The 14620-nt window shown below is 67.7% G+C and carries 15 protein-coding genes; 8 read left to right on the forward strand and 7 right to left on the reverse strand.

All coding sequences use genetic code 11. The features are described from left to right. Positions 1-88: 88 nt before the first annotated feature. The 5 genes from rlmB to AB0D57_RS05285 all read right to left on the reverse strand — a co-directional run bounded on the left by rlmB (position 89) and on the right by AB0D57_RS05285 (position 4808). Positions 89-1030 carry a 23S rRNA (guanosine(2251)-2'-O)-methyltransferase RlmB gene (gene rlmB, locus AB0D57_RS05265; RefSeq protein WP_362067208.1) on the reverse strand — a complete coding sequence of 314 codons (942 nt, stop codon included), beginning with the start codon at positions 1028-1030 and terminating at the stop codon, positions 89-91. 88 nt (positions 1031-1118) lie between these two features. Beyond that, positions 1119-2519 carry a cysteine--tRNA ligase gene (gene cysS / locus AB0D57_RS05270; protein WP_362067210.1) on the reverse strand — a complete coding sequence of 467 codons (1401 nt, stop codon included), beginning with the start codon at positions 2517-2519 and terminating at the stop codon, positions 1119-1121. A gap of 148 nt (positions 2520-2667) precedes the next feature. Continuing rightward, positions 2668-3174: a 2-C-methyl-D-erythritol 2,4-cyclodiphosphate synthase gene (gene ispF, locus AB0D57_RS05275; protein WP_362067212.1), complete on the reverse strand. Its 507-nt coding sequence runs from the start codon at positions 3172-3174 to the stop codon at positions 2668-2670. Further along, complete coding sequence (ispD, locus tag AB0D57_RS05280; protein WP_362067214.1) at positions 3164-3916, reverse strand: 2-C-methyl-D-erythritol 4-phosphate cytidylyltransferase; 753 nt, start codon at positions 3914-3916, stop codon at positions 3164-3166. The genes ispF and ispD overlap by 11 nt, the downstream gene beginning before the upstream one ends. Positions 3917-4325: 409 nt before the next feature. Beyond that, a complete protein-coding gene (locus tag AB0D57_RS05285; RefSeq protein ID WP_003953493.1) occupies positions 4326-4808 on the reverse strand; it encodes a CarD family transcriptional regulator in 483 nt (160 codons plus the stop codon). 934 nt (positions 4809-5742) lie between these two features. Here AB0D57_RS05285 and AB0D57_RS05290 point away from each other — a divergent pair. Then, complete coding sequence (locus AB0D57_RS05290) at positions 5743-6402, forward strand: DUF461 domain-containing protein (protein ID WP_362067216.1); 660 nt, start codon at positions 5743-5745, stop codon at positions 6400-6402. A 73-nt stretch (positions 6403-6475) separates the two neighbouring features. Here the strand turns inward: AB0D57_RS05290 and AB0D57_RS05295 are convergent, their stop codons facing one another. Together AB0D57_RS05295 and AB0D57_RS05300 are read right to left on the reverse strand one after the other, a co-directional pair. Further along, positions 6476-7156, reverse strand: a complete 681-nt coding sequence (locus tag AB0D57_RS05295) for a response regulator transcription factor (RefSeq protein WP_009340348.1) — start codon at positions 7154-7156, stop codon at positions 6476-6478. Next, a complete protein-coding gene (locus AB0D57_RS05300; RefSeq protein WP_362067218.1) occupies positions 7153-8430 on the reverse strand; it encodes an ATP-binding protein in 1278 nt (425 codons plus the stop codon). The genes AB0D57_RS05295 and AB0D57_RS05300 overlap by 4 nt, the downstream gene beginning before the upstream one ends. A 226-nt stretch (positions 8431-8656) precedes the next feature. On the opposite strand from AB0D57_RS05300, the gene phoU reads away from it, so the two are divergent. The 7 genes from phoU (at position 8657) to AB0D57_RS05335 (ending at position 14373) form a co-directional block, all read left to right on the forward strand. Beyond that, a complete protein-coding gene (gene phoU / locus AB0D57_RS05305) occupies positions 8657-9346 on the forward strand; it encodes a phosphate signaling complex protein PhoU (protein WP_362067220.1) in 690 nt (229 codons plus the stop codon). Between the two features lie 152 nt (positions 9347-9498). Then, positions 9499-9651 carry a hypothetical protein gene (locus AB0D57_RS05310; RefSeq protein WP_362067222.1) on the forward strand — a complete coding sequence of 51 codons (153 nt, stop codon included), beginning with the start codon at positions 9499-9501 and terminating at the stop codon, positions 9649-9651. A 721-nt stretch (positions 9652-10372) separates the two neighbouring features. After that, the gene (locus tag AB0D57_RS05315; RefSeq protein ID WP_362067224.1) at positions 10373-11104 is read left to right on the forward strand and encodes a DUF2637 domain-containing protein; all 732 of its coding nucleotides are present in this window, start codon (positions 10373-10375) and stop codon (positions 11102-11104) included. A 261-nt stretch (positions 11105-11365) separates the two neighbouring features. Continuing rightward, positions 11366-11854, forward strand: coding sequence for a hypothetical protein (locus AB0D57_RS05320; protein ID WP_362067226.1), 489 nt, complete (start codon positions 11366-11368; stop codon positions 11852-11854). A gap of 143 nt (positions 11855-11997) precedes the next feature. Then, entirely contained in the window at positions 11998-12522 is a 525-nt protein-coding gene (locus AB0D57_RS05325; RefSeq protein WP_362067228.1) for a hypothetical protein, read from the forward strand. A gap of 283 nt (positions 12523-12805) precedes the next feature. Continuing rightward, positions 12806-13600, forward strand: coding sequence for an alpha/beta hydrolase (locus tag AB0D57_RS05330; protein ID WP_362067230.1), 795 nt, complete (start codon positions 12806-12808; stop codon positions 13598-13600). A gap of 53 nt (positions 13601-13653) precedes the next feature. Next, positions 13654-14373, forward strand: coding sequence for an SDR family oxidoreductase (locus tag AB0D57_RS05335; protein WP_362067232.1), 720 nt, complete (start codon positions 13654-13656; stop codon positions 14371-14373). The last annotated feature ends 247 nt before the right edge of the window (positions 14374-14620 follow it).

The raw sequence follows: 14620 nt of genomic DNA on the forward strand, positions 1-14620 counted from the left end.
CCGGACCGCGTCAAGGTCATCCCGAACATCCGGAACACCCCACTGCGACGGATTTCAGGCCCGCCGCAGTGGGGTGTCGTGACGGATTTCAGGCCCGGCGTCGAGCCGCCTCGTACAGCACAACTCCCGCCGCCACACCCGCGTTCAGCGACTCCGCGCCACCCGGCATCGGAATCCGCACCCGGTGGTCGCAGGTCTCCCCGACCAGCCGGGACAGGCCCTTGCCCTCGCTCCCGACGACGATGACAACGGGGCCTTCCAGTGCCGCCAGCTCGCCGACCTCGGCCTCGCCGTCCGCGGCGAGACCGACGACCACGATGCCCGCCTTCTTGTACGCCTCCAGGGCGCGCGTCAGGTTGGTGGCACGGGCGACGGGCGTACGGGCCGCGGCGCCGGCGGACGTCTTCCAGGCGCCGGCGGTCATACCGGCCGCACGCCGCTCGGGCACGATGACACCGTGGCCGCCGAAGGCGGAGACGGACCGGACCACGGCACCGAGGTTGCGGGGGTCCGTGACGCCGTCCAGCGCGACGATCAGCGGGTCCTGGCCCTCGTCGTACGCGGCGGCCACGAGGTCCTCCGGGTGCGCGTACTCGTACGGCGGGACCTGGAGGACGAGACCCTGGTGGTTGAGTCCGTTGGTCATGCGGTCGAGCTCGGGACGCGGGGCCTCCATCAGGTGGATGCCGCCGCGCTCCGCGACCAGCTGAAGCGCCTCGCGCACCCGCTCGTCGTTGTCGATGAACTGCTGCACGTACAGCGTCGTCGCGGGCACGCCCTCGCGCAGCGCCTCCACCACGGGGTTGCGGCCGACGACCATCTCGGACGTGCCCTTGCCGCCCCGGCCGCGCTGCACGGGACGGCGCACGGCCTGCTTGGCCTTGGCGTTGGCGACGCGGTTCTTCTTGTGCCCCTTGCGCATCTCGGCGGGCGGGGTCGGGCCCTTGCCTTCCAGGCCCCGGCGTCGCTGGCCGCCACTGCCGACCTGCGCGCCCTTCTTGCCGGACATGCGGCGGTTGTTAGCGGCCATGACCTACCTGTCTGTCTGTGTGAAGCGTGCGTATGTACGTATAAGCAGTGTGCCGCCCGGAGGCCCGGGCGGCACACTCAGGGAGCTGCTAGCGCGGCCCGAGCGTCCAGCGCGGCCCCTGCGGGCTGTCCTCGATGACGAGGCCGGACTGGTTGAGCTGGTCGCGGATGGCGTCGGCGGTCGCCCAGTCCTTGCGGGTCCGGGCTGCCTCCCGCTGGTCGAGGACCATGCGTACGAGGGTGTCGACGACCCCGTGCAGGTCTTCGCCGCGGTCCGCCTCACCGGCCCAGTGGGCGTCCAGCGGGTCGAGGCCGAGGACGCCGAGCATGGCCCGGACCTCGGCGAGGCGGGCGACGGCGGCTTCCTTGTCGTCTGCGGCGAGGGCGGAGTTCCCCTGCCGCACGGTCGTGTGCACGATGGCGAGGGCCTGCGGGACGCCCAGGTCGTCGTCCATGGCCTCGGCGAAGGCGGGCGGCACCTCGGCGACGGGCTCGACAACTCCCCCGGCCTTCTCCATCACCCGCTGCACGAAGCCCTCGATGCGCGCGAACGCCGACTCGGCCTCGCGCAGCGCCTCTTCGCTGTACTCGATCATCGAGCGGTAGTGCGGAGTGCCGAGGTAGTAGCGGAGCACGATCGGGCGCCACTGCTTGACCATCTCGCTCACGAGCACCGAGTTGCCGAGCGACTTCGACATCTTCTCGCCGCTCATGGTGACCCAGGCGTTGTGCACCCAGTACTTGGCGAACTCGTCGCCGAAGGCCTTGGCCTGCGCGATCTCGTTCTCATGGTGCGGGAAGATGAGATCGAGCCCGCCGCCGTGAATGTCGAACGCGCTGCCCAAGTACTTGTGAGCCATGGCCGAGCACTCCAGGTGCCAGCCCGGACGCCCCCGCCCCCACGGTGTCTCCCAGGACGGCTCGCCGGGCTTGGCGGCCTTCCACATGGCGAAGTCGCGCAGGTCCCGCTTGCCGGTCTCGCCCTCGCCGGAGGGCTGGAGCAGGTTGTCCAGTTCCTGGTTGGACAGCTGCAGATACCCGTCGTACGAGCGCACGTCGAAGTAGACGTTGCCGTCGGCCTCGTACGCGTGACCGCGCTCGATGAGGCCACGCATCATCTCGACCATCTCGGTGATGTGCCCGGTGGCACGCGGCTCGTACGTCGGCGGCAGGCACCCGAGCACGTCGTAACCGTCGTTGAACGCGCGCTCGTTCTCGTACCCGATCGCCCACCAAGGGCGGCCCTGATCGGCCGACTTGGTGATGATCTTGTCGTCGATGTCCGTCACGTTCCGGATGAACGTCACGTCATACCCGCGGTACTCGAACCAGCGGCGCATGATGTCGAAGTTGAGGCCCGACCGGATGTGCCCGATGTGCGGTGCGGCCTGCACGGTGGCACCACACAGGTAGATCGAGACACAACCCGGCTTGAGCGGGGAGAAGTCACGGATCTGCCGGGCACTGGTGTCGTACAGGCGAATAGTCACCACTCCAGGGTAGTGGCCCCCGGGTAGTGCCCCGCGACCCTTCCGGCGCAAGGCACACGTATTCGTGACATACGGGGGCTGAAGGTTTTCGGCGCATACGCGGCGGCGGCCATTCGGCTCGGGCGAAGGCGGGGCCGAAACCCCTCCCTCATCCCACCCGCACCACCAACGCCGTAGCCACCGCCATCAGCCCTTCCCCCCGCCCCGGAAACCCAAGACCGTCCGTGGTGGCCCCGGAGACCGACACCGGTGCCCCCACCGCCTCCGACAGAATCTTCTGCGCCTCGTCCCGCCGCTTTCCGATCTTCGGCCGATCCCCGACGACCTGCACCGCGACGTTGCCGACGGCGAACCCCGCCGCACGCACGATCCGCGCGGCCTCCGTCAACAGCGCGACCCCCGACGCCCCGGCCCACTCTGGCCGCCCCGTGCCGAAGTGAGCGCCGAGGTCCCCCAGCCCCGCCGCCGAGAACAGCGCGTTGCACGCCGCGTGCGCGACGACGTCCGCGTCGGAGTGCCCGGCGAGCCCTGGTCCCTCCCCCTCCCACAGCAGCCCGGCACACCACAGCTCCCGCCCGTCCTCGAAGGCGTGAATGTCGGTACCGATACCCACCTGCGGCAGCGGAGGCGTCGGCAGAGGTGCGTCAGAAGCCATCGTTCGCCCTCCTGCGCGCGAGGACCGCCTCGGCGAGGACGAGGTCGAGCGGCCGGGTCACCTTGAAGGCCTCCTCGTGCCCCGGCACCACCACGACCCGCGCCCCGAGCTGCTCGACCATGCTCGCGTCGTCGGTCACGTTGTCGGTGACGGTCTCGTGGGCCCGTACGAGGGTCGCGCGGTCAAAGCCCTGCGGCGTCTGCACGGCACGCAACCGGGCCCGCTCGGGCGTGGCCACGACCGGCTCGGGCGCACCCGGAACGCTCGCCGGCTCGACCTGCTTGACGGTGTCCGCGAGGGGCAGCGCCGGCACGACGGCCGGGGCGCCGTCGCGTACGGCCTCGATGACCGCGTCGACCGTGTCCACCGGCACCAGCGGCCGGGCCGCGTCGTGCACTAGCACGATGTCGATGCCGGGCGGCAGCGCGTCGAGCCCGTACTTCACGGACTCCTGGCGGCTGTCCCCGCCGGGGACGACCAGGAAGTCGGTGCGCTCGGGCAGCGCGTGGGCGTCGAGCAGGGTCTTCACCTCTGCGGCGCCGTCGGGCGGGGCCACGACGACGACCAGCGAGACGGCGCGGGACGCGGCCATGGCGCGCACCGCGTGGATGAGCATGGGCGTGCCGTTCAGCGCGCGGAGCGCCTTGGGGGCGCCCGGACCGAGGCGCACGCCCCGTCCGGCGGCCGGAATCACGACCGCGGTGCGTACCCCGGACAGCGAAGAGCGTGAATCGTCAGACATCGGTTCCTGTCAGGTTTGTGTGCTCGACCTACGTGGGTATGGCCTGGGCGAGCCCCCTGCTCGAGCACAGTCGAGAGCTTGGGGGTGTGCCGGGCGCGAGCCCTGACCGGACCCTTCCGTGACATCCGGTCGAGCAAGCCGCCCGGGCCCGGCACGCAAAGTATCGGGGACGCAGGTTCCCGAATGGGTGCGGGTACGAAGATTCGGATTGAGCGCCGGTGTGACGTGTGAAGATCCGGGAAAATCCGAAGAGGGCGCGGGCACGAACATGCCGCAGCGCCCGGCGACGGCAATTGCATCACCATCAGCAATTACGTCATCGGGCACCGCGGCATTTCATTGCGCAGCTGCGTGGGCTGGTGCGTACGTCAAGACGACTGCTGCCTCGGCGACGACTCCCGCTCCCGCGTCAGGACGCGAGAACCTCGTCGAGCAGGGCCTCGGCCTTGTCCTCGTTCGTGTTCTCCGCGAGGGCGAGCTCGCTCACCAGGATCTGCCGGGCCTTGGCAAGCATCCGCTTCTCACCTGCGGAGAGTCCGCGCTCGCGCTCACGACGCCACAGGTCACGTACGACTTCCGCGACCTTGATGACATCGCCGGAGGCGAGCTTCTCCAGATTTGCCTTGTAACGACGCGACCAGTTCGTGGGCTCCTCGGCGTACGGCGCGCGCAGCACCTCGAAGACCCGGTCCAGCCCGTCCTGACCGACCACATCACGCACGCCGACGAACTCCGCATTGTCCGCTGGCACACGCACCGTCAGGTCGCCCTGGGCGACCTTCAGCACCAAGTAGGTCTTGTCCACGCCTTTGATCTGGCGAGTTTCGATGGCCTCGATCAGCGCGGCCCCGTGATGGGGATAGACCACGGTGTCGCCAACCTTGAACGTCATGTGACAGGTACCCCTTCCGTGGCTATCCAGGGTAACACGGAAACTGCGTCTTCTGAATGGCGTTTTCGCAGGTCAGGGCATATCTCGGGGCTTGACAACCGCAACAGGAACGTGCTGCGGAAGGCGAGCGGAGGAGGGTATTCGCAGGTGGGAGCGGCTGTCCAGGGCAGGAGAAACGCGTACGTTACACACACCGCAAGTTCCTGACCAGGGTCTGAACATCCCGGTTTGTCCGCACCCAAGAGCTCGACTTCCGCTACTCCGTTCGATGCCTGGAGTCGGGTACGAGGCGAATCCAAAATTGATCACGCTCGGCGCGTCTCCTGTCGGCGAGTCCCCCGTCGGCGATCTTGCCGAAGACCGCTTGATCGATTTTCGGAACCCGCCATGGATTCCCTGGATTCCTTACGGAAAACCGCGGGCGGAGTTCATGGGACTTATGTGAATGGCGAACGAGTAGTCGATGACGAGTAGCCGACGGGGCAGTCCGAACCGCTGTCCTGAACCGCGGCCCCGAACGCGGTCCGAATGACGCGCCGGTCGGGGCGTACGGGCGGCGCGACGGGGCCCGAGGAAGCCAGGACCTGTCCGGTCGATCACGGTGGAGGAAAGCAGCGGCGCCTGTCCGATGCCGGTGAGCGGGATGTGGTGCGTGCGGGCGTCGACGCGATGGGGGTCCCCCTGTTCGAGCGAAGCCGAGAACTTGGGGAAGTCGGCAACCGACGACAACGCCGCAGATGCGCGCCCGCCGCGGAGCGGCTGGTGTCACTGCCACCCCGCGTCTCCGCCGTGATCGACCGGACAGGCCCTAAGGGGCGGGTCGGGTGCGATGGCACGGGAACGGCTCGGTAACCTGAAGCCGCTGACAGACCCTTAGGACGGCTTTACACAGAAGCCGTCCTGCTTCGCCCACGTTCAAGGAGTTGCCGCAGCCGTGAGCAGCAGCCTTCGACGCGGCTCTCTCGCCGCCGCCGCCATCGCGTTCTCGATCGCCTCGCTCGCCGCGTGCGGCGCCGGTAACAACGCAGAGACGCTGCAGGTCAAGCCGGACAACGCCGCGACCAGCGTCGGCAACATCGAGGTCCAGAACGCCCTCGTCATCACCCAGCCCGACACGGAGTCCGCGGGCCCGGCGGTGATCTCCGCGACGCTGTTCAACAACGGCACCACCGACCAGACCCTGGACACGATCAGCGTCGAGGGCGACGGCAGCGCCGAGATCACGCCTGCCGAGGGGAAGGGCAAGCTGACCATCCCGGCCGGCGGCTCCGTCATCCTCGGCGGCGAGAACAACGCCTCCGCCGCGCTGACCGCCCCCGGTGAGTCCGTCAAGGACGGCAACGCCCAGAAGGTCACCTTCAGCTTCAGCGAGACCGGTGACGTGAGCCTGCGCGCGTTCGTCGTCCCGGCTGAGAGCTACTTCACCAAGTGGGGACCGAGCGAGATCCCGGCGGCGCCGGGAGCGACCGCCTCCACGTCGCCGGAGTCGTCGGCCTCGGCGTCCGAGTCGGGCACGCCGAACGACGAGGCGTCGCCGACCGCCACTGACGCCGCCGGCACGGGGACGGCCTCCGAGTCGGCTTCCGAACACTGACCGACCACGCACGAAGGGCGGGACCCCGAGGGGTGCCGCCCTTTGTCGTACGTACGTCCTACTCAGTGTCGGTTTACGGCTCGAACTTGTAGCCGAGTCCTCGAACGGTCACCAGATACCTGGGCGCCCCCGGGTCCGGCTCGATCTTCGCGCGCAGACGCTTGACGTGGACGTCGAGGGTCTTGGTGTCGCCCACGTAGTCGGCGCCCCACACCCGGTCGATGAGCTGCATGCGGGTGAGGACGCGGCCCGCGTTGCGCAGCAGCATCTCCAGCAGGTCGAACTCCTTCAGGGGGAGGTCGACCTTGGAGCCGGAGACGGTGACCACGTGGCGGTCGACGTCCATCCGGACCGGCCCGGCCTCGAGGGCGGCCGGAGTGACCTCCTCGGGCTCCCCACGACGGCGCAGGACGGCCCGGATACGGGCGACCAGCTCACGGGAGGAGAAGGGCTTGGTGACGTAGTCATCGGCTCCTATTTCGAGGCCCACGACCTTGTCGATCTCGCTGTCCTTGGCGGTGACCATGATCACCGGGACGTTGGAGCGGCCGCGCAGCTGGCGGCACACCTCCGTGCCGGGCAGCCCCGGCAGCATCAGGTCGAGGAGGACGAGGTCGGCGCCGTTGCGCTCGAACTCGTCGAGTCCGTCGGGCCCGGTGGTCGCGATGGCGACCTCGAAGCCCTCCTTGCGGAGCATGTACGACAGGGCGTCGGAGAAGGACTCCTCGTCCTCGACGACGAGCACTCGGGTCACGGAAGGACCTCCGGGGCAGGAAGCGGTTCATACGGGGATGTGACGGTGGTCGTCCCGTCGGACTGCCCGGTCTCGTCCTCTTCGTCGAGTCCGGGCAGGTGGTGATCGGTCACGCGGTCGCGGGCCATGGCCGCCTCGGGAAGCCGCAGAGTGAAAGTGGAGCCCTGTCCCTCGGAGCTCCACACCGTGACCTCTCCGCCGTGCGAGGCGGCCACGTGTTTGACGATCGCGAGACCGAGGCCCGTACCGCCCGTTTGGCGGGAGCGGGCCGGGTCGACGCGGTAGAAGCGCTCGAAGACGCGCTCCCGGTCCTTCTCGGAGATGCCGATGCCCTGGTCGGTCACGGCGATCTCGATGAGGTCTCCGCCGGGCGCAGTCACCCGGCGCGCGGCTATGCCCACCCGGGTTCGGGCGGGTGAGTAGTTGACGGCGTTCTCGACGAGGTTGCCGAGGGCGGCGGCCATCTGGCCCCTGTTCCCCCAGATGCTCAGGTCGGCGGTGCCACCCGCGGCCATGGTGATCTGCTTGGTGCCGGCCTGATGGCGGCACCGGTCGATGGCTTCGGCGACCAGCTCGTCCACGCGTACGGGCTCGGCGTCCTCGAGGGGGTCGTCGTTCTGCACTCGCGACAGGTCGATGAGCTCCTGTACGAGGTTGGTGAGCCGGGTGGCCTCTATCTGCATGCGCCCGGCGAAGCGCTCGACGGCCTCGGGGTCGTCGGAGGCGTCCATGACAGCTTCGGAGAGAAGGGAGAGCGCGCCGACTGGGGTCTTGAGCTCATGGCTGACGTTCGCGACGAAGTCGCGCCGTACGGCCTCTATGCGGCGGGCCTCCGTCAGGTCCTCCACCAGGAGAAGCACGAGCCGGGAGCCGAGGGGCGCCACGCGTGCGGAGACGGCGAGGGCCTCCCCCCGTCCGGTCCCTCTCCTCGGGAGATCGAGCTCGACCTGACGTATCTCCCCGTCCCGACGGGTGTCACGCGCCATCTGCAGCATCGGCTCGACGGCGAGCTTGCCGCCACGCACCAGCCCGAGGGCATACGCGGCGGAGCTGGCCTTGACGACGGCGTCGGCCTCGTCGAGTACGACGGCAGAGGACCGGAGTACGGAGAGAACCGTGTCGACGCCCGGCGGAAGTACCGGGTCCGTATGCAGCGAGGTGCGGGTGGGGCGTTTCTGGTCGCGTTCGCTCCAGCGGAACGCCAGCATGGCGATGACACCGGTAAGTACTCCGGCGATCGCTGCCGCTGCGGCGACTGCCGCGTTCACGTCCATGCCCCCAGGTTAGGCATGTCGCCACGCCGGGCCACAGCCATCGAGGTGCGAGCTCGAACACTCGTCGCCCAGAGTTCACCTAGGAGCTAGTGTTGGTTCATTTGAGGTGACGGAAACGGACGCGTAGGACCCCGACGGTGGGAGCGTGGGGTTAACGGGCCCGGCCCGGCGGCAGCGACAGCCCAGCCCCCAGCCCCCCGAACTGACGTATGAGAGGGACAACCAGATGCGTGACGCGTACCACGAGGAACTTGACTCGATCGGCGAGGGCCTGGTCGAGATGGCCCGGCTCGTCGGGTCGGCGATCGGACGCGCCACGACGGCCATCCTCGACGCCGACCTGAAGCTGGCCGAGAGCGTGATCGCGGCCGACGACAAGGTCGACGATCTTCAGCACGAGCTGGAGGCCCGGGCGATAGCGCTGCTGGCCCGCCAGCAGCCGGTCGCGACGGACCTCCGCATAGTCGTCACCTCGCTCCGTATGTCCGCGGACCTGGAGCGCTCCGGCGACCTGGCCCAGCACGTGGCGAAGCTGGCCCGGCTGCGCTTCCCCGAGCGCGCGGTCCCGCAGGACCTGCACGCCACGATCCTGGAGATGGGCCAGCTCGCCCAGCGCCTGATGGCCAAGGCGGCCGAGGTCGTCATCACCAAGGACGTCGACCTCGCCCTCCAGCTGGAGCAGGACGACGACGCGATGGACCTCCTGCACCGCACGCTCTTCCAGCACCTGCTGGACGACCGCTGGGAGCACGGCATAGAGACGGCTGTCGACGTCACCCTCCTCGGCCGCTACTACGAGCGCTTCGCCGACCACGCGGTGTCCGTCGCCAAGCGCGTCGTGTACCTGGTGACGGGCGAGTACGCGGACGAGATCCAGCAGGACATCCAGCCGGTGACGGGGGTGGAGGGGGCCTGACCTCTCCCGCCGGGGCGCGCGCGAACCTCAATGCGCCGTTGATGCGCCGTTGATGCGTCCGGCGGGGCGGGCATGCAATGAGAGGTAGGCACCAGCCTCGATGCCTCATCGTCTCTTCTTGCCTCTTCGAGGCCTCATTGAGGGAGGACCTCATGGCCGATTCCCCCGCCACGCCCGACCCGACCCGGGACCGCGACACCGAACAGCCCGCCGAGGTCAAGAGCCTCCCCCTGTTCGGCGCCTGCGGCTGCGGCTCCGGCTGCCAGTGCGGATGCCAGTCCGGCAATCCGTGTCAGTGCGGCTGATCGCGTACGTACGCGCAGAAGGGCCCCGTCACCTGACGGGGCCCTTCTGCTGTGAAAGCAGCCCACAAGGCGGACGAGATCCATCCGGGAGTCCGTGGACGGGAGGCACATGCCTGCGAATGTCTCCGAACCCCTGTCCGGCGGATGCGAATACTCATTCCCGACCGAGAGGAATTCAAAAGACAACCAGCTTGAATCTTCGCCATACCGGGCCCGGTACGGTTGGATTAATTAATAACGCCCTCGTTAACGCTTTCGCGTATTACGCTCACTCATTTGGCGCGCATCCGGAGGAGGAGGACTGCGTTAGCGGAATATGACGAAAGTAAGGCTCCCTGGCTCGCCCCACTCCGGACTCGCGGCGGAGAATCTGCTCGTGCCCCGCGCTGTGACAGCGGGGCGATACACCTACACACCTGCCGCGGCGTACTCATCACCTGACGCCTGCGGCACCTTGCACGGAGGCGGTGCGCGGGTCGAGCTGTGGGCCACTGAGTCGCTGCTCAGCGAGTTTCTGACGCTGCTGGACGCGGCCCAGGAGGAACTCGGCCGGCGGTGGAACGACCAAGGACGCTCCGGCTGCCACGCTTCCCGTAGCTGACGGGGGCGGATTCCCGTGAATGACGACTACCCGGATCTCTCCTTCACACCAGATGAACGGCATCCCGATACATATCCCACCGGATCGCGTACCGGCCGGCACAGGAGCCCTGTCGACACCATGCACCCGGGGGCCTCCCTGGAACAGGGCTGGGACCCGGTCGAGGAACTCACGTATCTCCTGCAGGATGCCGCGGCCGCGGAGCAGGCAGGTGTCGTGCCGCCACCTCGCAGCGAGCCGTCAGCCGGTGTCGTCCTGACCGGCGACCCGATGGAGAACCTGGCACAGATCACTGCCGAACTGCCGCCCATCCGGCGCTCTTCCGCGGGGCATCGGAAAGTGCGCGTCCGCAAACTCCGTTTCACGTGGTTGCAGACCGTCAGCTTTGTGATCGCCGCACTCTCTGCCGTCATCGTGTCGATAGTGAGCGTCTTCGGCGGCATGGTGGCCTACGCACCGCTGCAGCGCATCGCGTCCGGTACGCAGAGCGGCACGCTTCCCTGGTGGCCTCTCCTGGTCTACGGCCCCTGGATGGTGGCCTCGCTCTCCATCCTGCGGACGGCCCTGCACCAACGCCGGGCTCTGCACTCGTGGTTCGTCGTCCTGCTGTTCTCCTCCATGGCGATGATGCTCTGCGTGGCCGAAGCCGACAGGACCTTCACCGGTATCGCAGCAGCAGCCCTACCCGCCCTCGCGTCCCTGGCCTGCTTCCAGCAACTGGTCAGGCAAATCACACTGACCCGGCCACCACGCCAGAGCATGTCCCGCCACCGGCAGCGCCCCTGCCCCACACCTCCGGAGCCGTCTGCGTCCAAGAGCGATTCGGGCACCCCGAAAACGTCTCGCTCCTGATTACTGACGGCCAGACGGCCCCAGTACAACAACACGCCCCCTACCCGCGGAGAAACCGCGGGTAGGGGGCGTGATCGTTTCGTGCACTGGGTCTTGTCGGGGATCAGATCCGTGAGTCCATGAAGGCCGGCAGCCTGCGCACGGGTATGAGTGCCAGGTAGTTGAGCAACCGGGGGGGGGCAAGTGAGTGGACTTGCGGACCAACTACCGACACTTCTTGGGGTCGTTGTCGGCGGCGTGATGTCGTACGCCGCTGGAGCCATGACCGAGCGAAGTCGATGGCGCAGACAGCAGGCAACGCGCTGGGACGAGCGTCTGCTTCAGGCTTACAGCGACTACGGTCATGCGGTGAAGGAGTGCGCCAACTACTACCTGCGACTGGCCGCCGGCCGCAACCTGACCGATCACCCGGCACCCCTTGAATCAACCAACGATGCGCTGGAAGAAGCAGCATCCGCCGAGCGCCGGCGATCAGCCATGGTGGAACCCATGAGATTGCTTGCCGATGCAGGTACCGCTGATGCAGTGCGAGCACTCAACCAGTGCCTCTGGCACCTCGAATGGCTGGCCCGCGGGCAGATGCCGGGAGACACCACCACTTGGGCCGAAGCCTTCAGCGACTACAGGTCTGCGCGGGCCGCGTTCTACGAGCAGGCCCGGCAGGGTCTGGGGGTCGCCGAGATGGCATCCCCGCAGGAAGCACCCTGGCCCCCGAACTGGCGGCCGGTACGGCCACCTTCTGATCCGTAGCTCTCTGACTCCACCTGCGACCACGCGGCTCAGCACAGGAGTTGAACGTGTTCAGAAATGGTGTCACCATGACGGGGCTGTGATCGGTGAGCGGTTGAATCGCAGTCGCCTTTGGTGCTGCTTCTTTTGGGGAGGGAAGGGCCGTGCTGACCCACTCATCCGGCCTTGCCAGAGGGTGGCATGCGGTGTTCGTCGCCTGTCTCCTCGCGCTCGCGGGATGCAATCCCCATATGTATGACGGAGTGCCCGCGCTGCATGACGCGAAGCGGGCGGAAGTATCGGGGTCATGGCTCGGCTACGACCTGACGAGCGTTGTCTTCTGGCCTGACGGGAAGGCCGACATCCATCTCCTGGACGGACAGGAATGGGACTTCGACGACAGGTGGCGCCTGTCAGGCACGGGGACCTGGAAGCTGACCGACAAGCGGACCGGATGGAACGACGGCCAGCATGTCCAACTCACTCTCACCTCACGCACCGCGGTCGCGACTCGTACGCCGGAGCCGAACGAGCCTGTTGACCCGCCGGCGGACCGCCCCGCAACACCCAAGACCTACACATGGACATTCGAATTGCGGCGCGACGACAAAAAAGCGCTGAAGCTCTACTTCTTCTTCAGCGACCCGGATTCGCGCAGCACATACATCCTGCAGAGAGAAGAGCCATAGTCCATCGCATCACCGTCCGGCCAGACGGCCCCGTTGCCGACAGCGCCGGTGTCCGGGCCGTCCGGTCACAGACGGTTGCAACACCCACGTGATGCGTGAGCCGCAGGACGCAAAATTTTCCGTAGCTCATCAAGCACCCGTCGTCGCTCCGCTCCTCCGGGCGCGGGCACATCAGCATCCTCTTTGCCATAAAGGCAATTTTTTTGCTCATGTGTCACATTCCCGGACCTCTATGGGTCTTCAGTGCGACCGGCCATCGGTCCACTTGCTAAGGAGCACACTGATGCAACCCGACACCATCGTCCTCGTCCACGGCTTTTGGGTGACGCCGCGGGCCTGGGAGAACTGGATAGCCCACTACGAGAACAAGGGCTTTCGTGTCATCGCCCCGCCCTACCCCGGCTTCGAGGTGGAGGTCGAGGCCCTCAACGCCGACCCGACCCCCATCGAGACCGTGACTGTCCCCGCCATCATCTCCGCCCTGGAGAAGATCATCATCGAGCTGGACCGGCCGCCGGTCATCATGGGGCACTCGGCCGGCGGCGCGTTCACCCAGATCCTGCTCGACCGCGGCTTCGGCGCCGCCGGAGTGGCGATCAACTCCGCACCCACCGAGGGCGTGGCCGTCGTACCGCTGTCCCAGGTCCGGTCCACCTTTCCGGTGCTGAAGAACCCGGCCAACCGCCACCGCGCCGTCGGTTTCGACTACGACCACTGGCGCTACGCCTTCACCAACACCTTCCCCGAGGACCAGGCCCGCGCGACCTACGAGCGCTACCACATCCCCGCACCGGGCAGCATCGTGTGGGGCAGCGCCTTGGCCAACATCCAACCCGGACACACCGACACCTACGTCGACTACCACAACGCCGGCCGGGCGCCCCTGCTCTTCTGCTCCGGCGAGCAAGACCACCTCATGCCGCCCAAGGTGCAGCAGTCCAACGCCAAGCACTACAAGGCCGACGGCACCACCACCGAGGTCACGGTGTTCCCCGACCGGTCCCACCTGATGCCCGCCCAGGACGGCTGGCAGGAGATCGCCGATCACGCCCTCTACTGGGCACTCGCCCACTCCTGATACGGCAACCAAGACCGTAGTTTCTGGCACCTGGCACTGTAAGGAGTGAACCCATGACCCGCAGGCGAGTACTCATCACGGGCGCGTCCAAAGGCATCGGCCGCGCCCTCGCCGAGCAGTTGGCAGGAGAAGGGCATACCCCCGTGGGCATCGCCCGCAGCGCACCGCAGTCCTTTCCCGGCGAGTTCCACGAAGCCGACCTTGCCGACCGTGCGGCGACCGATCAGGTCCTGGGCGAAGTGATGGGCGCGGGGCCGGTCGACGCCGTGGTCAACAATGTGGGGATGGTGCGAGCCGCGCCCGTCGGGGAGGTCTCGCTGTCCGACCTCGACGCGGTTCTCGACATGAACGTGCGCACCGCGGTCCAGATCGTCCAGGCCGTTTTGCCCGGCATGCGCGAACGGTCCTGGGGCCGCGTGGTGAACGTCACCAGCCTGGTCACCCTGGGGTTGCCCGATCGAACGTCCTACGGTGCGGCCAAGGCCGCCATGGAGTTCTTGACCCGAGGCTGGGCCGGAGAGCTTGCCGCACACGGAATCACCGTCAACGCCGTCGCCCCGGGCCCCACCGAGACCGAGTTGTTCCGGGAGACCAACCCGCCCGGGTCGGCCGGAGCCGCCCGCTATCTGGCGACTGTTCCCATGGGAAGGTTCGGGCGCCCGGACGAGCTCGCAGCCGCCATCGCCTTCCTGCTCTCCGAGAAGGCGGGTTTCATCACCGGCCAGATCCTGCGCGTCGACGGCGGTGCGAGCATCGGCCGCAACAGCACCTGAGAACGGCCGACACGATGGGGTGGATCGGCGCTGCCCGCAGAGGGCCCACTGCATGAAAACGCCCCCGGTCTGCGCCGTACGCGCAGGCCGGAGGCATGATCACGAAGGCTACTTCTTCTTGCCCTGGGTTTCGACCGCCCGGTTTTTGGGGCTGGTCAGCGGGGTGCTCACCTCAACTGACCTGCGGCTGGGGGGTCGTTGTTCGTCGTTGTCGGTCATTGGTGGTTGACCTCGGAGGTTCCACACA

Origin of the sequence: Streptomyces sp. NPDC048275 (assembly GCF_040652275.1) — a bacterium.
Lineage (GTDB): Bacteria > Actinomycetota > Actinomycetes > Streptomycetales > Streptomycetaceae > Streptomyces.